Annotated in this window: 23 protein-coding genes; 8 read left to right on the plus strand and 15 right to left on the minus strand. The window is 71.1% G+C overall.

The window, feature by feature from the left end; translation table 11 throughout:
- Window positions 1-207: 207 nt before the first annotated feature.
- Window positions 208-1071, minus strand: a complete 864-nt coding sequence (locus tag ACWDOP_RS16310) for an arylamine N-acetyltransferase family protein (RefSeq protein ID WP_456345719.1) — start codon at window positions 1069-1071, stop codon at window positions 208-210.
- 111 nt (window positions 1072-1182) lie between these two features.
- Between ACWDOP_RS16310 and ACWDOP_RS16315 the strand changes: the two genes are divergently transcribed.
- Entirely contained in the window at window positions 1183-3663 is a 2481-nt protein-coding gene (locus ACWDOP_RS16315) for an FtsX-like permease family protein (protein WP_456345720.1), read from the plus strand.
- 68 nt (window positions 3664-3731) lie between these two features.
- On the opposite strand, the gene ACWDOP_RS16320 is transcribed toward ACWDOP_RS16315, so the two are convergent.
- Window positions 3732-4727, minus strand: a complete 996-nt coding sequence (locus tag ACWDOP_RS16320; protein ID WP_456345721.1) for an alpha/beta hydrolase family protein — start codon at window positions 4725-4727, stop codon at window positions 3732-3734.
- A gap of 208 nt (window positions 4728-4935) precedes the next feature.
- Here ACWDOP_RS16320 and ACWDOP_RS16325 point away from each other — a divergent pair, with 208 nt between their 5' ends.
- From ACWDOP_RS16325 to ACWDOP_RS16340, 4 genes are all read left to right on the plus strand, one after another.
- Window positions 4936-6114, plus strand: a complete 1179-nt coding sequence (locus tag ACWDOP_RS16325) for a winged helix DNA-binding domain-containing protein (protein ID WP_456345722.1) — start codon at window positions 4936-4938, stop codon at window positions 6112-6114.
- 54 nt (window positions 6115-6168) lie between these two features.
- Window positions 6169-7092 (plus strand): ATP-grasp domain-containing protein, encoded by a 924-nt coding sequence (locus tag ACWDOP_RS16330; RefSeq protein WP_456345723.1) that lies wholly within the window; start codon window positions 6169-6171, stop codon window positions 7090-7092.
- Between the two features lie 78 nt (window positions 7093-7170).
- Window positions 7171-7656, plus strand: coding sequence for a tellurite resistance TerB family protein (locus ACWDOP_RS16335; protein WP_454203746.1), 486 nt, complete (start codon window positions 7171-7173; stop codon window positions 7654-7656).
- Between the two features lie 82 nt (window positions 7657-7738).
- A complete protein-coding gene (locus ACWDOP_RS16340; RefSeq protein WP_456345724.1) occupies window positions 7739-7921 on the plus strand; it encodes a hypothetical protein in 183 nt (60 codons plus the stop codon).
- 46 nt (window positions 7922-7967) lie between these two features.
- Here ACWDOP_RS16340 and nadC read toward each other — a convergent pair whose 3' ends face one another.
- The 4 genes from nadC to nadA all read right to left on the minus strand — a co-directional run bounded on the left by nadC (window position 7968) and on the right by nadA (window position 12190).
- Window positions 7968-8828, minus strand: coding sequence for a carboxylating nicotinate-nucleotide diphosphorylase (nadC, locus tag ACWDOP_RS16345; RefSeq protein WP_454203744.1), 861 nt, complete (start codon window positions 8826-8828; stop codon window positions 7968-7970).
- A 142-nt stretch (window positions 8829-8970) separates the two neighbouring features.
- Window positions 8971-10620 (minus strand): L-aspartate oxidase, encoded by a 1650-nt coding sequence (locus ACWDOP_RS16350; protein ID WP_456345725.1) that lies wholly within the window; start codon window positions 10618-10620, stop codon window positions 8971-8973.
- Window positions 10620-11150: a hypothetical protein gene (locus tag ACWDOP_RS16355; RefSeq protein WP_456345726.1), complete on the minus strand. Its 531-nt coding sequence runs from the start codon at window positions 11148-11150 to the stop codon at window positions 10620-10622. Before ACWDOP_RS16355 ends, ACWDOP_RS16350 begins: the two co-directional genes overlap by 1 nt.
- 2 nt (window positions 11151-11152) lie before the next feature.
- Complete coding sequence (gene nadA / locus ACWDOP_RS16360) at window positions 11153-12190, minus strand: quinolinate synthase NadA (protein ID WP_454203742.1); 1038 nt, start codon at window positions 12188-12190, stop codon at window positions 11153-11155.
- A 76-nt stretch (window positions 12191-12266) separates the two neighbouring features.
- Here nadA and ACWDOP_RS16365 point away from each other — a divergent pair, with 76 nt between their 5' ends.
- Window positions 12267-13016, plus strand: coding sequence for an NUDIX hydrolase (locus ACWDOP_RS16365; RefSeq protein ID WP_456345727.1), 750 nt, complete (start codon window positions 12267-12269; stop codon window positions 13014-13016).
- Between the two features lie 135 nt (window positions 13017-13151).
- Here ACWDOP_RS16365 and ACWDOP_RS16370 read toward each other — a convergent pair whose 3' ends face one another.
- The 4 genes from ACWDOP_RS16370 to bioB all read right to left on the minus strand — a co-directional run bounded on the left by ACWDOP_RS16370 (window position 13152) and on the right by bioB (window position 15527).
- Window positions 13152-13319, minus strand: coding sequence for a hypothetical protein (locus ACWDOP_RS16370; RefSeq protein ID WP_454203740.1), 168 nt, complete (start codon window positions 13317-13319; stop codon window positions 13152-13154).
- A gap of 97 nt (window positions 13320-13416) precedes the next feature.
- A complete protein-coding gene (locus ACWDOP_RS16375) occupies window positions 13417-14148 on the minus strand; it encodes a DUF2567 domain-containing protein (protein ID WP_456345728.1) in 732 nt (243 codons plus the stop codon).
- Window positions 14148-14363: a biotin synthase auxiliary protein BsaP gene (gene bsaP / locus ACWDOP_RS16380; RefSeq protein ID WP_454203738.1), complete on the minus strand. Its 216-nt coding sequence runs from the start codon at window positions 14361-14363 to the stop codon at window positions 14148-14150. Before bsaP ends, ACWDOP_RS16375 begins: the two co-directional genes overlap by 1 nt.
- Window positions 14364-14489: 126 nt before the next feature.
- Window positions 14490-15527: a biotin synthase BioB gene (gene bioB / locus ACWDOP_RS16385; protein WP_456345729.1), complete on the minus strand. Its 1038-nt coding sequence runs from the start codon at window positions 15525-15527 to the stop codon at window positions 14490-14492.
- Window positions 15528-15634: 107 nt separating this feature from the next.
- On the opposite strand from bioB, the gene ACWDOP_RS16390 reads away from it, so the two are divergent.
- A complete protein-coding gene (locus tag ACWDOP_RS16390; RefSeq protein ID WP_456345730.1) occupies window positions 15635-16219 on the plus strand; it encodes a TetR/AcrR family transcriptional regulator C-terminal domain-containing protein in 585 nt (194 codons plus the stop codon).
- Here the strand turns inward: ACWDOP_RS16390 and ACWDOP_RS16395 are convergent.
- The 4 genes from ACWDOP_RS16395 to ACWDOP_RS16410 form a co-directional block, all read right to left on the minus strand.
- Window positions 16192-17358, minus strand: a complete 1167-nt coding sequence (locus tag ACWDOP_RS16395; RefSeq protein WP_456345731.1) for an alpha/beta fold hydrolase — start codon at window positions 17356-17358, stop codon at window positions 16192-16194. The genes ACWDOP_RS16390 and ACWDOP_RS16395 overlap by 28 nt on opposite strands.
- Before the next feature lie 214 nt (window positions 17359-17572).
- Window positions 17573-18358, minus strand: a complete 786-nt coding sequence (locus tag ACWDOP_RS16400) for an SRPBCC domain-containing protein (protein ID WP_456345732.1) — start codon at window positions 18356-18358, stop codon at window positions 17573-17575.
- A gap of 81 nt (window positions 18359-18439) precedes the next feature.
- Window positions 18440-19129 (minus strand): dethiobiotin synthase, encoded by a 690-nt coding sequence (gene bioD / locus ACWDOP_RS16405; RefSeq protein ID WP_456345733.1) that lies wholly within the window; start codon window positions 19127-19129, stop codon window positions 18440-18442.
- Window positions 19126-20289 (minus strand): 8-amino-7-oxononanoate synthase, encoded by a 1164-nt coding sequence (locus tag ACWDOP_RS16410; RefSeq protein WP_456345734.1) that lies wholly within the window; start codon window positions 20287-20289, stop codon window positions 19126-19128. The genes bioD and ACWDOP_RS16410 overlap by 4 nt, the downstream gene beginning before the upstream one ends.
- A gap of 86 nt (window positions 20290-20375) precedes the next feature.
- On the opposite strand from ACWDOP_RS16410, the gene ACWDOP_RS16415 reads away from it, so the two are divergent.
- Entirely contained in the window at window positions 20376-20687 is a 312-nt protein-coding gene (locus ACWDOP_RS16415) for a hypothetical protein (protein ID WP_454203731.1), read from the plus strand.
- Window positions 20688-21064: 377 nt separating this feature from the next.
- On the opposite strand, the gene ACWDOP_RS16420 is transcribed toward ACWDOP_RS16415, so the two are convergent.
- Complete coding sequence (locus ACWDOP_RS16420; protein WP_456345751.1) at window positions 21065-22360, minus strand: adenosylmethionine--8-amino-7-oxononanoate transaminase; 1296 nt, start codon at window positions 22358-22360, stop codon at window positions 21065-21067.
- Window position 22361 lies beyond the last annotated feature (1 nt).

Here is a 22361-nt window from a genome sequence, read left to right on the forward strand (position 1 = left end):
CGCAATCCGGTCTCGATTGTGCGGTGGTGCACGCGATTCCCCAGCTCACAGCCCTTCCATGACACGACACGGAGTTGGGCCGCCGACACGGGAAACGGCCCCGCCGAGCGGGTGCTCACCGGCACGTCGTGGCGGGCACGGTCAATTGAATGCCCGATTTACCCCTTTTCTCGTACGCCTCGAGCCTTTCGACTTGCCGCTTCAACCCTATTCCTGGGGCGTGATCCAGTTGCCGCGCAGCAGCGTCGCGATGTCGGGCGCGTCGAGTTCGATATCGAACACCTCGAGCAGCACCTTCGGCAGTTCGGCGAGGTCGATCTCCCGGCCGGTCCCGCCGCCGTCCGGAAACTCGGTGGTCCACATCAGACCGTCCAGTACTTCATGCTGCTCCGGCGTGAACCGCTGCACGAACGGCCGGGCGGTGAACGGCGAGCGCGGCGAGGTCGAGACGAAGTGATTGCCGACCGCCGAGTCGATCCGGTACTGCGGATTCAGCGTGAAGGAGTGGCGATCCACCCAGCCCTCACGCCCGAACTGATACAGCGTCCACAGCTCGCCGCCGAGCGGACCGGTACCGCGCTCGAGGCGGTAACGCCATGCGCCGAGCGCGAATTCGCCGGGCGAGTGCACCAGGGGAACCGGTGCGAGCGGACCCGCGCCGAAGCCGACGTCGCACAGCAGCCGCTCGTCCCCCACCGTGACCAGCACCAGCGCGTGCGTGGCGGGCCGTAAACCCCTCGCGCCCATGCTGACCCGCCCCGCCAGCCCGGTGAACTCGAACCCGAGGCGTTCGAGCACGGCCGCGAACAGGGCGACGTTCTCGTAGCAGTAGCCGCCGCGCCGGCGGCGGATCATCTTGTCCTGCAGCGTCGGCACGTCCAGGGGAACGCCGCGCCCGAGCAGGATCTCCAGGTTCTCGAACGGCAGGCTCGTGGTGTGCGCGTGGACCAGCGCGCGCAGGGTGTCCGCGGTCGGCGTGCGCTCCCCCGCGTACCCGATGCGGGCCAGATACGCGTCCAGGTCCAGCTCGTCGCCGTTCCAGGTATGGGACGGGTCCACCGGTGTGCTCATCGCTGCCTCTCCTCGACGTACGGTCCGCCCGGTGCAACCGCGCCGGGCGCGCTCCTGTTCCGGCGGTGATGATCATGGACAGCCGCGGATCGCGAGCCATAGCCTGGGCCGATGACCGCCCTGCTGGATCGTCTACGGCTGTTGCATATTCGTGAGTTCACCACGCACTGGGGGCGCACGGCCGGATCCATCGTCGTCATGGCCGTGTCGTCGATGTTCCTGGTGGCGGTGCTGGGGATCTCCGGTTCGCTGACCGGGTCGGCGGATCCGGCCGGGCTGGCGGGCGATGCGGCGCTGGAGGTTTCCGGGGTCACCGACGCCGGGTTCGCCGAGGCGGTGCGCACGGACGTCGCGGCGGTGCCGGGTGTGCGCGTCGCCGCTCCGGTGCTGCGGGCCAATGCCGGGCCGGACGACGATCCGCTGCTGCTGCTCGGGCTCGACGCCACCGCGCGGGAGCTCGGCGGCGGACTCGGCGGCGCGATGGACGAGGACCAGCTTGCCGCGCTGGCGGCCGTACCCGGCGGGGTCCTGGCGGGCCCGGCGGCGGGATACGCGAAAGGCGATGTCGTACAGCTGCGTTCGGGACGGGTCACCATCGCCGCGGTGCTCGGCGACGACGGCGGCGACCTCAACGACGGGCACTACCTGATCGCACCGCTGCCGCTGGCCCAGCTCGTCACCGGGCGGGCCGGGCAGGTCGATTCCGTGCTGCTGGTGACCGACCCGGATGCCGATGCCGCACAGGTGCGTTCGGCGGTCACCGCGGCGGTGGCCGGACGGGCCCTGGTGGGCGAGCCCACGATTCGCGCCGCGCAGAACGGCAACGGCGTGCTCATGGTGCGCCTCATGGCGGCCATGGGCGCGGGCATCGCGTTCGTGGTGGCGGCGTTCCTGATCTACAACACGATGAGCATGGCGCTGGCGGGCCGGCGGCCGGTGATCTCCATGTTGCGCGCGATCGGCGGGCGGCGGCAGACCATCGTGCGCGATGTGCTGGCCGAGGCCGCGGTGCTCGGGCTCGTCGGCGGCGCGATCGGTTCCGCGCTGGGCGTGGCGGCGGGGCGCTACGCCATCGGACTGCTGCCGGCCGCGTTCACCCAGATGTTGCAGGCACGACTGGAGTACCTGCTGCCCTGGTACGCGATTCCGGCGGCGATCGTGGCGGCCGTGCTCACCAACGTGCTGGCCACCGCGCTGGCGGCGCGTCAGATCTATCGCATGGCGCCGGTGGAGGCGCTGGCTCCGGTCGGGGCCGCGCACTCGGACCGGGTGCCGGTGCGGGCGCGGGTCGTGGCCGGGGTGCTCGCGGTGGTCTTCGGCGTCGCGACGGCGCTCGTCATGCGCGCTCACCTGGGGCTTTTCGCCGCGGTGGGCCTGGGTTTCGCGTTCGCCGCCGAGATCGCGCTGGCGTTCGCGCTCGGCGGGCCGATCGTGCGCGCGGCGGGCGCGCTGGCCCGCCGGCTGGGGCGGGCGGGGGTGCTGGCCGGGGTGAACATCGACCGCGCGCCGCGCCGGGTGTGGGCGACCACCATGACGGTCTGCATCGCGGTCACGATGACGCTGACGATCACCGGGGCGAATGCCGACGCGGTGCGTTCGGCGCGCGACACCTTCGAATCCCTTGCGGACAGCGATCTCTGGGTGAGCGTGACCCCCGAGGACCTGGTGCCCACCCCGCTGCTGCCCGCGGAGGTGGCCGAGCGGGTCGCGGCGGTGCCCGGGGTGGAGCGAGTGGTGCAGGGGCAGTTGGCGTTCGCGACCTTCGCGGGCACCAAGGCGCTGATCTACGGGGTGGAGCCGGGCGGTAACTTCGCCATGACCGCGGCGCTGGACGCCGAGACCCGCGAGCGGCTGCTCGCGGGCGAGGGTGTGGTGATCAGCCGCGATCTGGCTCGGACACTGGGGGTTTCGGCCGGGGACGAGATTCCGGTGCAGACCCCCACCGGGGAGCAGCGCACCCGGGTGCTGGCCGCAATCCCCTATTTCTCCGCGCTCACCGGGGCCGCGTCCATGAGTCTGGCGCTCATGCGGGAATGGTTCGACCGGCCCGGCGCCAGCACGCTCCAGGTCGAGGGCGTACCGGGCGGCGACCGGGAGCAACTGCTGGCCGATGTGCGCGCGGCCCTGCCGCCGGAGGTGCACGTGTACACCGGCGATACCGCGCTGGACGGGGTGAGCAGGTCGATGGAACAGGGCCTGGTGCTCTCGCGGGTGATGCTGGTGCTGGTGGCGTTCATCGCCGCGATGGCCCTGCTCAACACCCTCACCCTGGCACTGCTCGAACGCCGCCGCGAATTGGGCATCCTGCGGGCCATCGGTTCCAGCCGCCGCTTCGCGCTGCGGATGGTGCTGGCCGAAGCCGCGGGGATCGGTCTGGCCGGGACCGCGCTCGGCGTGGTGTTCGGCCTCGGCAACCAGGTCCTGTACGCCTACCTGGCCGGGGACATGATGGGCTTGCAGATCACCGCCCGCCCCGGACCGTCGCTGGCCGTATTCGCCTTCGCCGCACTGGCATTGAGTCTGCTGGGCTCGATTCCGCCGGCCCTGCGCGCGGCGCGGCTGAACATCGTCGAGGCGGTCAGCGCGGACTAGCGCGATGCCCGGGCCGGTGGCGCTGGAATCGATTGCCGCTCAGCCTCGCTCGATGCGCCCCGGCCCGCTCACGCGGCGCATTTGGCGCCGGTGGGCGCGTCGGGAGCGGTGTTGATGTTGTTGGCGACGTCGATCAGATAGTCGCTGTTGCGGGGTTCGTCTTCCAGGAGAAGGCGTTCCACCACGCAGCCGGATTCGAAGAAGACCGGGCCGACGCCGTGCTGGGCGGGTGCGACGGTGCCGTCGAGGTCGCGGCCGCTGACGATCGTGTAGAGCGACACCGACTTGCCCGCGGCGACGAGGGCGGCGCGCATCTCCACCGACGAGGTGAAGGGCACCAGGGTGTCGGCGGTGCCGTGCAGCAGGATGGTGCGGCGCACCGCGATTCGCGGGGCCAGCAGTGCCGGGGAGCGGGCGATGTACGCGCCGGGGCAGGCCCAGGGCGCGCAGTCGCCGGCGTCGCGTTCGATCTGGGCGCGCAGATCGGGGGCGGCGAGCGGAGCCTCGAGCCAGGAGCTGAAATCGTCCGCCTGGCCGAAGGTGCTCACCCAGTAGTCGTAGGTGCCGGGTGGGGCGTACGCGGCGGCCAGGCCGCTGGTGAGCCCGCCCTGGCTCCAGCCCCACAGCACGGTGCGGTGGATGTCCGGGTGCTCGTCGCGGTACCAGCGGGTGGCGGTGACGGTGTCGCGCCAGCCCGCCCACACGTTCCAATCGCCGGTGCGCCAGCGGCTCTCGGCCGAGCGCTGGTCCATGGCGAGCAGCGGGGTTCCGGTGCGGCGCACGATCGAGGACAGGTAGTCGGGTAAGTCGGCGGCGCTGCCCGCGTGACCGTGCACGGCCACGACCAGGCTGCCGGGGTTCAGGTCGCCGGGTGTGCTGCGATAGGGCTCGTAGACCCGGCCGGTGGCGGTCTCGCCGTCGACGGTCAGACTCACCGGGCGGATGTCGACCCGCAACGCTCTCTCCGGCGCGGCCGAAACACCGGGTGCGGCAACGATCGTCGCCGCCAGGACGCCCGCCATGACCATCGTGCTCACCGAGAGCCGCCGAATCCCGTGTCGCATCGCGGAATCATGACACGCGCGAGCGCGGGTGCGGTGTACCTCGGCGCCGTGCCGCGTGCGCGGCCGGTGGCCGATCACGCGACGCGGCTCGCGCGGGTGGTCGCCGCACCGCTCGGTGGCGGGCGCTGCGGCCGCGAACGCCGGACTCCGGTTCCGGCCCGATCCGGACGCCGGGCCCGCCGTCCGGCGACCCGGCTAGGATTCGCCCATGCGTTCGATGAGTGTGGAGCAGCGGCGAGCCCGGATCGGGGTCAGGCATCGGCTGGCCGAGTCGGCCCGGGTCGAGACGCCGGAGGCCGCCGCGCGCTCGATGGTGGTGCTGCACGCCACCGATCCGGCCACGGTGTTCCTGTCCGTGGCCGCGCGCACGCGCGGACTCGAACCCGCGCACGTGGAGAAGGCGCTGTACGACGATCGGACGCTGCTGCGCATGCTGGCCATGCGGCGCACCATGTTCGTGGCGCCGGCCGAGCTCGTCCCCGCGCTGCAGGCCTCGTGCGCGGAACCGTTGGCGCACAAGCAGCGCAAGACCTACGGCCGCTTCATCGAGAACGCGGGCGTCGTGGACGGCGACGTCGCCGCGTGGCTGGCCGAGGTGGAGGAGGAAACGCATACCGCGCTGCTGGCGCGCGGGGCCGCGACCGGCGCGCAACTGAGCAAGGATGTGCCGCGCCTGCGCACACAGATCGACGCCGCGCCCGGAAAGTCGTACTCCAAGCCGACCAGCATCACCACCTGGATCCTGGTGATTTTGGGGTGCCAGGGCCGCATCGTGCGCGGGCGGCCGAACGGTTCGTGGAGTTCGAGCCAGTACACTTGGTCGCCCATCGAATCCTGGCTGCCCGGCGGCATTCCCGCGATCCCGGCCGAGGCGGCGCGCACCGAACTGCTGCGACAGTGGCTGCACACCTTCGGCCCGGCCCCGATCTCGGACATCAAATGGTGGACGGGCTGGAGCCTGACCGAGGTCCGCAAGGCCCTCACCCACCTGGACACCGTCGAGGTCGAGGTGGACGGCGGCACCGGACTGCTGCTCGCCGACGATCTGGATCCGGTTCTCACTCCCGAACCGTGGGTCTCCCTGCTGCCCGCCCTGGACCCCACCCCGATGGGCTGGCAGTCCCGCGACTGGTACCTGGGCGAGCACGGCCCCGCGCTGTTCGACCGCAACGGCAACATCGGCCCGAGCGTGTGGTGGAACGGCCGGATCGTCGGCGGCTGGGCCCAGCGCACCGACGGCGAGATCGTCTGGCGGCTCCTGGAAGACGTTGGCGCCGAGGCGAAGGCACTCATCGACGCCGAGGCGGCCCGCCTCACCGAGTGGTACGGCGATGTGCGGCCCGTCCCCCGGTTCCGCACTCCCCTCGAACGCGAACTGACCGCCTAGGCCGGGGGCAAGCGCGCATCGGAACCGCCGGACCGAGCCGGTACGGTGCAGGGCATGGGGGACGACGAATCAGGGCGGGTCACCGGGATTCTGGTGCCGAGCGACCCGATGCGCGCGGCACGGGTGGATCCGCATTTCGCGCGGGAGGCCGTCGCCGCACGGGAACTCGGCGCGGACGTGGTCCGGATCGATCACGACGCGCTGTTGCGGGGCGATCTCGGCGCTGCCCTGCGGGCGGTGCCGGAGTCGGGCGCGCGGCTCGTTTATCGCGGCTGGATGATTCCGGCCGATCGCTACGCCGACCTCGAGACGGGGCTGCGCGAGCGGGGCGTCGAGCTGTTGACGTCGGCGGCGGAATACCGGCGTGGGCACGAATTCCCTTGCTGGTATCCGCATTTCATCGATCTCACCCCTGCGAGTGCGTGGATTACGGGTAACGGCGCGCCCGAATCGACGACGCTCGCCGCAGCTGCCGCGAATCTTCCGCGCGGCGCCGCCATCGTCAAGGACTGGGTGAAATCACGCAAACACGACTGGGACAGTGCGTGTTTCGTGCCCGACCTGGCCGATACCGACCGGCTCGAACAGGTCGTGCGAACCTTCACCGAACGGCAGGGTGAATTCCTTACCGGCGGAATCGTGTTGCGCGCCTTCGAGGAATTCACTGGAGCGGAGGCGCGGGTGTGGTGGGTGCGCGGAGAACCCGTCCTGGCGACCGCGCACCCGGATACCCCGGATGTCGTGCCCGATGCTCCCGTCGACGAATTCGCTTCGGCGGTACGCACTTTCGGCGCTCCATTCGTCACCACCGATCTCGCGCGGCGCACGGACGGCAGCTGGCGGATCATCGAGGTCGGTGACGGACAGGTCAGCGATCTGCCGGCGAACACCGACCCGATCGCGCTGCTCACCGGAATCCTTGCGGCGCCGGTGGATCGCCCGGAGCTTTCCCAGCGACCGCCCAGCGCCCACTGTTAGGGTCGTTCGGTACACAAGCGCAGTCCGGGCATCGACACAGGGGGTCTGTGGGTCCGGGAAATCAGTTCGGAGTGTGTCATGGCCTTCCTGCACCGCCTCATGTCCAACGCGACCTCGATCAGCCGCCTGATCGACAGCGCGCCGAAGTGGCGCGAGCAGCTGCTCACCAAGCGAAACGAATTGCGCGGCGGAACCTTCCGCGATGCCACCATGGGCATCTGCGCGCTGGTCGCGGCGGCGGACGGCAGCATCGATCCGGCCGAGCGCATGCGCGTGGCCCAGCTCATCGGCGCCGATCCGATCCTGCAGCACTTTCCCACCGACGAATTGCGAGCGCTGTTCGAGGACAACTGCAATCGCATCACCATGGATCCGGCGTTCGGGCGGGCCTATGTCATGCAGCAGATCGCCAAGGCGACCGGAAAACCCACCGAGGCACGGGCCGTAGTGCAAATGGGCATCATGATCGGTAATGCCGACGGCAGTTTCGATGCCCACGAAGTTGCTGCCGTCAAGGAAGCTTGCCAGGCCCTGCATCTGGATCCGCACGAATTCGGGCTGTAAAGAGCCCTGGAAACCGCTGGACTAATTTCTGGCAAACGCGCAGGCTTGGTTCGTTTGGTGTCCGAGCGAGGGGTGCTTGCGAATGGCGATCCAGGGCTTTCTGAATATCTTTTTCGATACCGTCGCGCCCAATCGCGGGTGGCGGTACTGCGGAATGTGCGATGCCAGCGGGTCATTCGGCTATGCGAATGACGGTTCGGTGATTTTCTGCTCCGTCTGCGGCGGAACCGGCTGGTTGACCGACGCGCCGAGCTACGACCGCTGAGCTCGGCGCGCGGCCTTCCGGCCGATTATGTAAGGCTTTCCTGCCCTTACATATCCAAACCCAGGTCCAGAACCCGGACAGAATGGGTGAGCGCGCCGACGGCGAGGTAATCCACCCCGGTGCCCGCGTAATTCGCGGCATCCGCGAGGGTCAGGCCGCCCGAGGATTCGAGCACCGTCTTCGGTGACCGCGTATTCCGGCGCTGCACCGCCGCCTGGGTGGCCCACAGCGGAAAGTTGTCCAGCAGTACCAATTCGACGTTCTCCGACAAAACGGCGTCGAGTTGTTCGAGGCTGTCCACTTCCACTTCGCATTCGATAGTGGGATTCAATTCCTTTACCGCGCGCAGGGCGGCGACCACGGATCCCGCGGCCACCACATGGTTGTCCTTGATGAGCGCGGCATCGCCCAGTCCCATGCGGTGATTCACGCCGCCGCCCACCCGAACCGCATATTTCTGCAGGGCCCGCAGACCCGGCAGCGTTTTGCGACTGTCGCGAATACGGCACTTCGTGCCCTCCACCGCATCGACCCATTCCGCGGTCGCGGTGGCGATTCCGGACAGGTGGCACACGATGTTCAGCAGCGTGCGCTCGGCGGTGAGCAGGCCGCGCGTCGGGGCCACCAGGCGCAGTACGGCATCGCCCGGCCGCACCCGGGTGCCGTCGGGCACCCGCTCGGTGATCTCGTAGTTCCCTTCGCCCAGTACCTCGTCCAGCACCAGCAGGCCGACGTCGAGACCGGCCACGGTGCCGGGCTGGCGCGAGGCCATGACGGCCTTGGCCACCGCGTCGGCGGGAACCGTTGCGAGGGTGGTGATGTCGGGGCCGTAGCGCAGATCCTCATCGAGGGCGGTGCGGATGAGCGCGAGCACCTCGTCGCGATCGAGTCCGGCGTCGAGGGTCATGGGAGCACTCCTTCTACGAAGTCCCGGCGCACGGCACCGCCACCGGCGCGGCGCGAGATGCGCTGGGCCCGGCGGTGGTCGCGGCCGTACGGGTGGTTCGCGGCGCGGGCTCGATCGGCGAGCGCGCCGGTGCGCGGGCGGGTCATCGGGCGGCCGGGGCCGGGTCGCGCCGCCACGTCGGCGCGAGTCCCGTTCCGTCGGTGACCAATTGCGGGCGGCCGTCCGCGCCGAGCCGGACGACGGTGCTGCGGCGCAGCTCCGCGCGCGGTTCGGGATGATCCGAACGAGTGTGGCAGCCGCGGGATTCGGCCCGGGCCGACGCGGCGAGCAGCAGTGCGCGCGCGGTGAGGGTCAGCGCGGCGTCCTCGAGGTCGCGCACGATCGCGGCCGTCGAGTCCGCGCGCACCTGGTCGGCGCCGGGGTCCGGCGACTCCGCGAGCAGCCCGATCAGGCGCAGCACCCCCGCGCGCAGGCCGTCACCGTCGCGCACGACGGCGGCCTGCTCGGTCATCAACTCCTGCAACAGCTTGCGGTCCGCGCGCGGCAGGGTGTGCGGCGCGCCGCCGGTGAGTTCGGCGGGATCGATGCGGGTGGCCGTGCCCAGGCGTTCGCCGGCGGCCGCGCCCGCGCGTTCGCCCACGACCAGACCTTCCAGCAGGCTGTTGGAGGCGAGCCGGTTCGCGCCGTGCAATCCGGTGCGCGCCACCTCGCCCGCGGCGTAGAGGCCGGGAACCGCTGTGCGGCCGTGGGTGTCGGTGACCACGCCGCCGCACTGGTAGTGCGCGGCGGGCGCGACGGGGATGAGATCGGTGCGCGGGTCGAGCCCGGCGGCCCGGCAGGAGGAGGTGATGGTCGGGAAGCGTTCCGCGAAGCCGTCCAGGGCCCGGGCGTCGAGGTAGACGTGATCGGTCCCGAGGGTGCGCATGCGCTCGGCGATGGCGCGCGAGACGATGTCGCGCGGGGCCAGATCACCGCGCGGGTGCACCCCGGCCATGATCGGATCACCCTGCGAGTCCACGAGTGTCGCGCCCTCGCCGCGCACGGCCTCGCTGATGAGCGGGCGGCGGCCGAGCCCGCCCGGGGTGAAGAGCACGGTGGGATGGAACTGCACGAATTCCAGGTCCGAGACGAACGCGCCGGCCCGCAGCGCGAGCGCGATGCCGTCGGCGGTGGCCCCGGACGGGTTGGTGCTGCACGCGTACAGCTGCCCGAGCCCACCGGTGGCCAGCAGCACGGCGGGCGCGTGCACGAGCCCGAAACCCTTGTCCGACACCGCGATCACGCCCCGCACCCCCTCGGGCCCGGTGACGATCTCGACGACGGCGGCCCCGAACAGGATCGGCAGCCCCGCGGCGTTGAGCGCGCGCTGGACTTCCGCGCCGGTGGCGTCGCCCCCGGCGTGAATGATCCGCCGCGTGCTGTGCCCGCCCTCGCGGGTCCGCGACACCTGCCCGTCCCGCCCGAGGTCGAACACGGCCCCGAGATCGGTCAGCGCCGCGATGGCGTCGACCCCGCCCTCGACGATCGATCGCACGGCGTCGGTCTCACACAGTCCCGCCCCCGCGACGACGGTGTCCCGCACGTGCGATTCCACCGAATCCCCGTGCGGCGCGACGACGGCGATCCCGCCCTGCGCGTACTGCGTGGAGGTGTCGGTGGCCCCGCCCTTACTGAGCGTGAGCACCCGCAACCCCCGCAGCGAGGCGGTCCGGGCGGCCGTCAACCCGGCCACCCCGCCCCCCACCACGACGAGGTCGGCCTCGGCCTCCCACTCGATGGCGACATTCCCCATCAGATGTCCTCTCGCGGGCCGACCGGCACCAGGGCGAATCCTCGCCCGGCCACCGCATCACGACGCGATCCGGACAGCGACTCGTACCACGTCCGGCGCGATGACTCGGGGCCGTCAGGGGTTTCCCGGTCCACCGAGCGACAGGAACAGACCCCGGCGACCACGTGACCGGGCGACACGGTGCCGTTCTCGAAACCCGCATCGACGCCGGGCACGGGGCTCGGTGTCACGAGGTCCGAAATCGCCTCGTGCTGTCCGCCTTTCGTGGACGGTTCGGGCGCACAACGACATACGGCGTTCGCGGCGGCGGTCCGGGCCGGCTCGAACGCCGTGCGCCGGAACCCGGTGATCGCGTTCGCGACGGTTCTGGTGGCCGCGCGGGCTGTGCGGGCCAACGGGGTTTCGGGTTGCCAGCCGGTCAGGAGGCGGGTGCCGGTGGGGCGGGTGAGCGGGCGGGGCAACCGGATCCGGGAGCCGCCGGCGGTCGCCCGGGGCCCGGCGGGTCTGGCCGCCGGGATCTGGGGCGACATGGTTATTCCCCGCCGCCCGGGTTGCCGATCTCGATCATGCGCTGCACGGAACCGCGTGCCAGGGCGGCGGTTTCGAGGTCTACGTGCACCTCGTCGCGGTTCTCCAGCAGGCAGCGGAGCAGGGCGGCGGGGGTGATCATCTTCATGTAGGCGCAGGAGGCGCGGTCGTTCACGGCCTGGAAGTCGATGCCGGGCGCGGCTTTCCGCAGCTGGTGCAGCATGCCGACCTCGGTCGCGACCAGGACCTGCTTCGACTTGGCGGCCTTGGCGGCGTCGATCATGCCGCCGGTGGACAGGATGTGCACCCGGTCGGCCGGGAACTCGCCCGCGCCCGCCAGGTAGAGCGCCGAGGTGGCGCAACCGCATTCGGGGTGCACGAACAGTTCCGCGTCCGGGTGGGTGCGGGCCTGCTCGTTGAGCTCGTCGCCGTTGATGCCGGCGTGCACGTGGCACTCGCCCATCCAGATGTGCATGTTCTCGCGACCGGTGATGCGCTTGACGTGCGCGCCCAGGAACTGGTCGGGCAGGAACAGCACCTCGCGGGCGGGGTCGATGGAGGCGACCACGTCCACGGCGTTCGAGGAGGTGCAGCAGATGTCGGTGAGGGCCTTCACCGCGGCGGTGGTGTTCACGTACGACACCACCAGGGCGCCGGGGTGTTCGGCCTTCCACTCCGCGAGCTGCTCGGCGGTGATGGAGTCGGCCAGCGAGCACCCGGCCCGCTGATCCGGGATGAGGACCGTCTTCTCCGGGCTGAGGATCTTGGCGGTCTCGGCCATGAAGTGCACGCCGCAGAAGATGATCGTGCCCTCGGGGGCCTCGGCGGCGATGCGGGACAGCGCGAGGGAGTCGCCGACGTGATCGGCCACGTCCTGAATCTCGGGCAGCTGGTAGTTGTGCGCCAGGATCGTGGCGTTGCGTTCGCGCGCCAGTCGCTTGACCTCCTGCGCCCACTCGGGGGTGGCTTCCACGCCACCGAATCCCGACGGTCCATCGGTGATGCGCTCCGCGAGCGTCATCGTCGCACCAGGTGCAGCCATGGCTGGCTCCTTCTCTCATGCGCTCGGCCACATCGCCGATTCGCATCCAATCGGTTTTCGACTTATGATCGAAAACGTGGCCCATCGTAGCACCATCCACGAAACGCTCACCGCGGTGTACCAGGTTCGCCGCTTCCCCGGAGACGTCAGCGCAGGTCAGGGCGGTGCACCCGCGAATGAACAGCGTTGCCCGCCCGGTCAGCGGACGGAATTGGCGGTTCTGCTCTGGGAACGCGCGCTGGACCCGGCCAAGGGGACCTGGTCCCTCCCCGGCGGCAAACTGCGCACCGACGAGGATCTGGACACCTCCGCGGCCCGCCAGCTCGCGGAGAAGGTGGATGTGCGCGAGTTGACGCACCTGGAACAGCTCTCGGTCTTCAGCGACCCGGATCGGGTGCCCGGCGACCGCCGGATCGCCTCGGCGTACCTGGGCCTGGTGCCGCTGACCGCGGATCCGCAGCTGCCGCCGGACACGCGCTGGCATCCGGTCTCGGCGCTGCCGGACATGTCCTTCGACCACGGCATCGTGGTCGAGCACGCCCGCACCCGGCTGGCCGCCAAGCTCTCGTACACGAACATGGCGTTCGCGCTGGCGCCGCAGCGCTTCACCATGTCGACGCTCCGGGAAATCTACTGCGCCGCACTGGGATACGACGTGGACACCACGAATCTGCAACGCGTGCTCACCCGGCGCGGCGTGATCACCCCGACCGGTGAGACCGCCTCCCCCGGCCGGGCGGGCGGGCGGCCCGCGGCGGTGTATCGCTTCGCCGACAACGAGATTCGCGTGACCGACGAATTCGCGGCGCTCCGGCCGCCGAGCTGACGTACGAGCGTGCCGGGCGGCTCACCGCCGCCGCACGGGTGTAGCACCGCCAGTCGGGTGGCCACCCGGGGCGCGCCGTCCGCATCGGCGCGCGGTCGGCCCGCCCCGGGCATTCGACGGGTGCGTGGGCTTTTCCTAGTCCTCGCGCTTGCGATGCTTGGCGGTGCGCTTGTACGCGCGCCCGCTCGGAATCGGCTGCGCGGCATTGGATCGCCGAATGGCGTGGCGCTGCCGCCAGGCGGTGAGATCGGGTCGTTCCGCCGGGGTCTCCGGCGCACGATCGGTATGCGTCGCGGCTGTCATCGCCGTACCCCTTAGCGTGTCGTGAAGTCGACCCCAGGGTAGGGACGGACGCCGCCCGGCGCCATCGATTTTCGGCCCGGGCGGGTAACGGTTCGGCTCAGCGCGGCGGCTCGGGGTCCCGCGGCTCCGGGGCGGTGAACGGCACCACCGGATCCCGCGGGCCCGACCCCTGCGCGTTGCCGAGCTGCGCGCCCGGCGTGCCGTACGGCCCGTAGCTGATGTCGGAGCCGAAGGCCCCGGGGGCCAGGATGTTCGGCTCCGGACGCGGGCGCACGAAGGGCAGTTCCAGACCCGAGCCCAGGTCGTCCGAGGTGCTCAGCGCGGCCAGGAACAGCACGACCAGCACCGTGACCAGCGGCTGCACGAGCAGCGCGGGCCAGCCCTCCACGGTCGGGGCGAACTCGATGATGGTGTGCACCACGGGAGTGTCCGGGCGCGGATGCCGCTGCTCGGCCAGGGCCTCCCCGACCAGGCGCATCACCACCGCGCCCACGAGCGACCCGCCGAGCAGGCCCAGCAGCAGGATCGGCCCGCGCACCCGCCGCCAGCGCCAGGCCGCGGCGGTGCTCAGGAACGCGACGACCAGGCCGAGCAGGACGAAGATCGCGACGCCGTCGAAGCGGTGCAGGCTCTCCCCCGTCAGGGCCGCGCCCCGCTCGGGATCGACGACCCACAGCTGTTCGGCCGGCGCCAGGAACGCCCACAGCACACCCGCGACGCCGCTCGCCACGACCAGCGCGCCGAACACCACCGCCGCCGCGCGCGTCTCGCGCACCACCATGGCGGCGGAGTCCTCCGAGGGCCCGGCGGTGGTGAATGTGATTGCCACTAGCGGCGTTCCAGGCTGCTCGATTCGAGCACCCCGTGCCGGGAGCACTTGGCCCACCAGCCGTCGGGGCTCACCTGGACGACCATCCGGCGGCCGCAGTGCTCACAGAACCGCGGCGGCTCCAAACCCAGGGCGGCCGCGGTGGGCATCGAATCCTCGAGGCCCGGCACCACGCGCTTGCCCGTGTAGGGGTTGTAGCGCTCCTCTATTTCCACGACCACCTCAATGATTCCGCAGTGTCGAATTATCGGCGTCGATGTCCGGCCGTCGCGACCGGTACGCCACGGCCGGGCCGCGCCGCCGTCACCTGTACGGTACCGGCTGCGCAGGCGAATTCGGCGTCAGAGCGTCTCGTTGAGCGCCTTGATCGGCATCTTGAGTTCACCGAGCAGATCGAGGTCGGCTTCGGCGGGGCGGCCCAGGGTGGTCAGGTAGTTACCGACGATGACGGCGTTGATGCCGCCCAGGATGCCCTGCTTGGCGCCCAGATCGCCGAGGGTGATCTCGCGGCCGCCCGCGAAGCGCAGCATGGTGCGCGGCAGCGCGAGGCGGAAGGCGGCGACGGCGCGCAGGGCGTCGGCGGCCGGGAGCACCTCGAGATCGCCGAACGGCGTGCCGGGGCGCGGGTTGAGGAAGTTCAGCGGCACCTCGTCGGGCTCGAGTTCGGCCAGCTGCGAAGCGAATTCGGCGCGCTGCTCGAGCGATTCGCCCATGCCGAGGATGCCGCCGGAGCAGACCTCCATACCGGCCTCGCGCACCATGCGCAGGGTCTCGTAGCGCTCCTCGTAGGAGTGCGTGGTGACCACCTTCGGGAAGTGCGACTTGGCGGTCTCGAGGTTGTGGTTGTAGCGGTGCACGCCCATGGCCGAGAGCTGATCGACCTGCTCCTGGTTCAGCATGCCCAGCGAGCAGGCGACCTGGATGTCGACCTCGTTGCGGATGGCCTCCACGCCGGCGGCGACCTGCGCCATGAGGCGGGCGTCCGGGCCGCGCACGGCGGCGACGATGCAGAACTCGGTCGCGCCGGACTTGGCGGTCTGCTTGGCGGCCTCGACCAGGCTCGGGATGTCGAGCCAGGCGGCGCGCACGGGCGACTGGAAAAGGCCGGACTGCGAACAGAAGTGGCAGTCCTCGGGGCAGCCGCCGGTCTTGAGCGAGATGATGCCCTCGACCTCGACCTCGGGACCGCAGTGCTTCATCCGCACCTCGTGCGCCAGGCTCAGGGTCTCCTCGAGCCGGTCGTCACCGAGCTGCAGCACGCGCAGCGTCTGCTCCTGGGTGAGCCCGATACCACGCTCGAGCACCTGCTCACGGGCGATGGCGAGAATGTCCTCGCCGGCCGTGGCGTCGGCCTCGGTACGGACGGCTGCCTGGGTCATGCGCGCGAATCCCTTCGTCCGGCCGATGTGGCCGACCAACTTGAACGGTGTTCAGGGTAGGCTAGCAGTCCGCAGAGTGAGCCGGAACACGAAGGGGCAAGGTTTCAGTGCAACTGCATCGCACGGACGTGGTCGACGGGGCCATCGCCATCCTCGACCAGTACGGGCTCGCCGATCTCACCATGCGGCGGCTCGCGAGCTCGCTGCATGTCCAGCCCGGGGCGCTGTACTGGCATTTCCCCAACAAGCAGGCGCTGCTCGGCGCGGTCGCGGACCGGGTGCTCGCGCCCATGGACGAGCCGGTGGAGACCGTCGAATGGGCCGGGCAGATCACCGAATTGGCGCATCGGCTGCGCTCGTGCCTGCTGGCGTACCGGGACGGGGCGGAGCTGGTCTCGGCCACCTACGCCTCCCGGCTGACCACCAGCAAGGGCCGGGAACGCCTGGCGGGGGCCGCGATTCGCGCCGGCATGACCCGGGAAGAGGCCGAGCTCGCGGCGTTCACGCTGCTGTACTACGTGCTCGGGCAGACCGTGGACGAGCAGTCGCGGATGCAGATGGACTCCGCGGGCGCGCTGGCCGAGGAGAGCTCGCCGCTGTACGACACCCCGGATGCCACCGCGCGCTTCGACTTCGGGCTGCAGCTGTTCATCAGCGGCGTGCGTCATCTGCTGGGTTCGCGCGTGCGCTGAGAATCCGGCGTGACCGGCACGGCCTCGTCGCGCTGCACCCGGCGCACGAACGGCACGATCTGGTTCTCGATCACGTCGTTGTATTCCTCGGGCTGCTGAATCGGGTTGGCGTGCCGGGTTTTCCGGGTGGTGATCACGAGCAGGGTGCCGTCGACGCCGCCGGCGTGCTCGATGAGCACGCGATGCGAGTACTCGACGTCCACGATGGGATCGCGGCTCGCCACGCGCGGGCGGATGAACACGATCGCCGGACGCTGTTTGCCCGGAACGGGTTCGGTGAGAGTGCGCAGATCGTCGACGGCGCCCCCGGCGACGATGGCGCGGAACTGCGCCTCGATGAGGCCGTTGCTGGCGGTGTCGTCGTTGAGGATCTTGTCGTGCAGGACCTCGTCGACCACCCGGCCGAAGCGGTCGAGGCGGATGCCGTAGCGGCCGCCGCCGACGAAACGTTCGTGGCGGGCATAGGTTTCCACGGCGAAGCGCAGCAGCCGGCTCTCGCGCGCGCCCGGGATCCAGCCCGTCCAGCGGGCCAGGTTCTCGCCCTGGCTCCGGCTCTCCGCGCGGACGGCGTGCAGATCCACCGGGGTGCAGTCCAGGATGACGGCCCGGACACGGTGCGCGCTCTCGGTGTGGATGTGCTCGGCGACCTCGAGCGCGATGACCCCGCCCATGCTGTGCCCGGTGAGCACGACGTCGGGAATCCGGGCGGCGTCGGTGACCCTGACGATGAGGTCCGCGATGACCTTGGTGTCGATACCGGCGTTGTCGTAGCGCACCGCCCACACCGATCCCAGCCCGGACAGCGCGGGTAGCGCCCGCGCGGTCGGGGTGGCGTCCAGGACCCCCAGCCCGACCAGGTCGAAGACGGCGGTGTCGGCCGCGCTCGGGTTCGCGGGCCCGGAGATGGGGATGACCGCCGGTTCGGTGCGCGCGAGCCGCGCCCGCTCCGGAGCGACGTCCAGCCACCAGTACTGCGCGAATATGCCGAGCAACACCAGCGGAATCAGGCTCAGCCGCAACCCGATCCGCGCCCGCCGCCCCCACCCCGACCCCAGCCGGGTCGCGCGCAGCCGCTCCCGCCGCCGCGCATCGTCGTACTCGGCGGGCGTGGACGGGTGTGGATATCCCGGCAGCGCCATACCAATCCACAGTAGGCACGCCCCCGCGCCCCGCGCACCCACCGGCAGCACACGGGCAGCGAAATGCCCACGTCACCCCCGAAGGCGACAAATCTCACCACCGGGCCCGACCGACCGTCGCGCAGTGCGAAGGCCGCAGTGCGGCGCGGCGATCATGTCGGGACGGCCCAACACCCGCCCTCGTCCGATCGGAGGGCGAGGTGGATGTGCCGAATTAGGCGTTGGGCAGGGGTGGTGCGGTGGCCGCCGGTTCGGAAGTGGACATGTCGGGCTCGGGGCGGATCTGAGGTGGAGCGACGGGGGCGGTCGTCCGGATCGAGGCGGGACCCGGGGGTTGCGGGAGCTCCGGATCGGGGGCGATCGCGGTGATCGGCGGCGGCGCAAGGGAGTCCGTGCCGGGGGCGGGCGCCAGCGCGGCCGCCGAGGCGGGGGTGGTGGCGGGTGCGGGGTGGACAGCCGTCGCCTGGGTGGTGGGTGTGGGTGCGTGGACGACCGTCAGCACGTCGGCGGGTGGCGCCGCCGCCAGGGCGGCGAACTCCTCGGGGGTGGGGGTGTTCTCGGTCAGGGTGGCGAGTTTCGCCAGGGCGCGGCGGAAGCCGACGGCGGTGTCGGTCGTCGAGAGGGCGGGGGGCAGGTTGTCGTGGCGGGCCGTCACCCGGGTGCCGCCGGGGGCGTCGGCGAGGGTGTAGGTGATGGTCGTTTCGCCCTGGAGGGCGGGGTGGGCGGACTCGAACCGCAGGGTTTGGACCACCTCGGCGTCGGGGACCAGGCGGGTGAAGTGGCCGTGGAAGGTGTCGGTGCGCGTGCGGGCGGGGTCGATCGGGTGGGGATGGGTCAGCGAGATTCGGAAGCGACCGCCCACCCGGGGCTCGAACTCGTGGATGCGGCCGGTCATGCCGTCGGGCACCATCCAGGTGCGAACCGAGCGCGCATCCAGCAGGGCGCGGAAGACGGTTGGGCGGGGTGCGCCCACGAACCACTCGACACGGGTGGAGGTCACGGCGCCACCCTACGCCCGAGCGGTCGCTCCGGAGGGGAGTTGGAGTGGAGTGTTCGCAGGTCAGAAGTGGTGCGGTGGTGGCTATTCTGCGGGCCGCAGGTGCGATTTCGCCCATTGCGGGTCGAACCAGGCGGGGGCCGCGGCGGTGAAGTCGGCCCGCGACCACGCACCCGATCCGGCCGGCAGCACGCCCACGATCTCGTGTCCGGTGACCGCGGGCAGATCGGTGCGATTGCACTCGGACGCCAGATCGGGCGTCGCCGCCCACGAGCCGATGACCAGCCCCGCGCACCGCACCCCGGCGGATTCCAGCGTGCGCGTGGTCAATTCGGTGTGATTGAGCGTGCCCAGCCCGGCGGCGGCCACCACCAGCACGGGCGCGTCCAGCCGCCGCGCGAGCTCGAGCAGGGTGAATTCGCCCATGCGCACGAGCAATCCGCCCGCGCCCTCGACCAGGGTGAGATCGGCGTCCGCGCACGCCTCGATGGCTGCGGCGGTCTCGGCGAGGGTGAGCAGCGGCTGCCCGCAGCGCCGCGCGGCGGTGTCGGGGGCCAGCGGATCCGGATAGCGCGCCAGCTCCACGGTGCGGGTCACCCCGCTGAGCCGGGTGATCTCGGCCAGGTCGCCGGGTTCGCCCGGGGCGATACCGGTTTGGGCGGGTTTGACGACCGCCACCTCGGTCCCGTTCGTGCGCGCCGTGGCGGCCAGGGCCGCGGTGACGATGGTCTTGCCGACATCGGTCGAAGTGCCGGTTACGAAGAGCAGGCTCACGCGGGGATCGCTTTCAAGGACGTGCGGGCGCGGGCCTCGGCCAGCACCTCGGTCAACACCGTGGCGATGGTGGCCAGTTCGGGTTCGGTCAGGTTGGCGCGCGCGGTCAGGCGCAGGCGGGAGGTGCCCTCGGGGACCGACGGCGGGCGGAAGCAGCCGACGCTCAGGCCGCGGGCGCGGCACGCCTGGGCCGCGTCGTACGCGACCTGGGCCTCACCCAGCACCACCGACACGACGGCGGAATCCGGTTGCGGGACACCGGCTATGCGGGCCAGGTCGGTGGCCCGGGCCAGCACCCGGCCGGCCATGTCCGGGTCCGCGCGCAGCACCCGCAGCGCCGCGCGGGCCGCGCCGACGGCCGCGGGGGTCAGGCCGGTGTCGAAGATGAAGGTGCGGGCGGTGTCGATGACGTGCGCGCGCACCCGTTCGCTGGACAGCACCACCCCGCCCTGTGCGGCAAAGGCTTTGGAGAGGGTGGCGGTGATGATCAGATCGGGTTCCCCGGCCAGGCCGCACTCCTGCACCAGCCCGCGCCCGCCGTCGCCGCGCACCCCGAGCCCGTGCGCCTCGTCCACGATCAGCACCGCGCCGTTGGCCCGGGTCACCCGATGCAGTTCGGCGAGCGGCGCCAGATCGCCGTCGGCGCTGAAGACCGAATCGGTGAGCACCAGGGCGCGTTCCTCGGTGCGGTCCGCGAGCAGCCGGTCGATGGTGACGACGTCGCGATGCGGGGCGATCTCCACGCGGGAGCGGGACAGCCGGCAGGCGTCCACGAGCGAGGCGTGGCTGCCCGCGTCCGAGACCACCAGCGCGCCGCGCCCGGCCAGCGCGGTGACCGCGCCGAGGTTGGCCGCGTAGCCGGAGGCGAAGACCAAACCGGCCTCCGCGCCGGTGAATTCGGCCAGTTCGGTCTCGAGCAGTTCGTGTTCGGCGGTCGTGCCGGTCACCAGCCGCGATCCGGTCGAGCCGGTGCCCCAGCGCCGGATCGACTCGATGGCGCCCGCCACCACCTCCGGGTGGTGGACCAGCCCGAGGTAGTCGTTGGAGGCGAGATCGATACTCGGCGATTCGGGCGCACGCGCGCGCAGCTCCCGGCGCAGTCCGGCGTCCACCCGCTCGGCCGCGCGTTCGTCCAACCATCTCAAGGGATCGGCACTCACAGCTCGGCAGCATACTTGAACACCGTTCAGGACGCATGCCCGGGTGCGCGACGGCGCTATGCTGGAGGCCCTAAGGAGGCTGCGCGATGCCACGATGGGCAATAGTGGTCGAGCAGACGACCGGCTTCGGCGAGTCCAAGACCTGGTCCCCGAAGATCCTCGGCGAAGTGGTGGGCACCCGCGAACAAGCACTCGCCAAGGTCCCCGATCTCGTCTCGAAATTCATCCCCGATCATCCGAAGTTGGTCAGCCGGCGCACGATCCTGCGCGACGGCGACACCTACATGCTGATCGCCCGGGGTTGGTCCGATGATTTCCACTGCGTCTTCCGCGTGTGGGAAGTGCTGTCGGACAGCGAGAATCCCGAACGGAACCGCGAGAGACGCGCCAGCCGCTGAGCGCGCCCCGCACTCTCTCGGCCGCGTAAGGGCCGCGACCGAGCCCACCCACCGCGATTCCGCCGTGCCCGGAGACCGGCCACTCCCCCGCACCCGCACTCTCGGGCCGCAGATCGCTTGCGAGCCAAACCCACCGGCACGCAAGTGTTTTGACACGCGCTGCGGACACACGATGGCCACCCCACCCGGAACGGACCGCCGCGTAAGCCTTCCGGCCCGGGCCGCGGACGCGAGGCGGTCGGGCCACACCGGCGGCGGCGCCGATTCAGTGCGCAGGTGGTGCGCATCTCTCCCAGGTCTGCGCACTCGACCGCACCGCGACCGCCAAACCGACCGACACACAGGGCGTTCCGGCCCCGGGCCGCCAACGTGGGCGGTCAGGCCGCGGCGGCGGCACGGACGGCGGCGGTGATCCGGGCCACGTCGTCGGGGGTGCTGATGAAGGGGGGCATCGTGTAGACGAGGTTGCGGAAGGGGCGGAGCCAGACGCCCGCGTCGACGGCCGCGGCGGTGGCCTTGCGCATGTCGACGGGTTCGTGCAGCTCCACCACGCCGATCGCGCCCTTGACGCGGACGTCGGCGACCGCGGGCAGCGACCGTGCCTCGGAAAGTCCTGCGCGCAAGCCGGATTCGATCATGGCGACCTCGGCCTGCCAGTCGCGCGAGAGCAGCAGCTCCAGGGACGCCACAGCCACCGCGCACGCGAGCGGATTGCCCATGAAGGTGGGACCGTGCATCAGGCCGCCGTGCGAGCGGCTGATGGTCTCGGCGATCTCGGTGGTGCACAGGGCGGCGGCCAGGGTGAGGTAGCCGCCAGTGAGGGCCTTGCCGACGCACATCACGTCGGGGCGCACACCGGCATGGTCGGCGGCGAAAAGCCTTCCGGTGCGGCCGAATCCGGTGGCGATCTCGTCGAACACCAGGAGTACGTCCGCGGCGTCGCAGATCCGCCGCAGATCCGACAGGTAGCGCGGATCGTGGAAGCGCATACCGCCCGCGCCCTGCACCACCGGTTCCACGATCACGGCCGCGAGTTCGCCCGCGTGCGTGGTGATCAGGCGTTCGAGTTCGGCGGCGTAGGCCGGGTCGTAGTCCGCGGGCGGCGCGGGGGCGAAGATCTGCTCGGCCATGACGTCGGTCCAGAGCGAGTGCATGCCGCCCTCGGGATCGCACACGCTCATGGGGGTGAAGGTGTCGCCGTGGTAGCCGCCGCGCCAGGTGAGCAGGCGTCGCTTGGCCGGACGGCCCAGTGCGCGTTGGTATTGCAGGCACATCTTCACCGCGACCTCCACCGACACCGATCCGGAGTCGCAGAGGAAGACCTTGTCCAGGCCTTCGGGGGTGAGCTCGACCAGCAGCCGCGACAGCCGCACTGCCGGTTCGTGGGTGAGCCCGCCGAACATCACGTGACTCATGCGCCCGGCCTGCTCGCGCAGCGCCGCGTCCAGCACCGGGTGCCGGTATCCATGAATGGCCGCCCACCACGAACTCATGCCGTCCACCAGCTCGCGGCCGTCCGCGAGGGTGAGCCGGGTGCCCGCGGCCGAGGCGACCACGAGCGGTTCGGTCGTTGCCGGGAATCCGCCGTAGGGATGCCACACGTGTGCCGCGTCGAGCGCGGTGAGCTCGGCGGCGGACAGCGCCCGCGCGGCGGGGCCCTGCGCTTCGGGAATC

It is taken from the genome of Nocardia sp. NPDC003693, assembly GCF_053981095.1.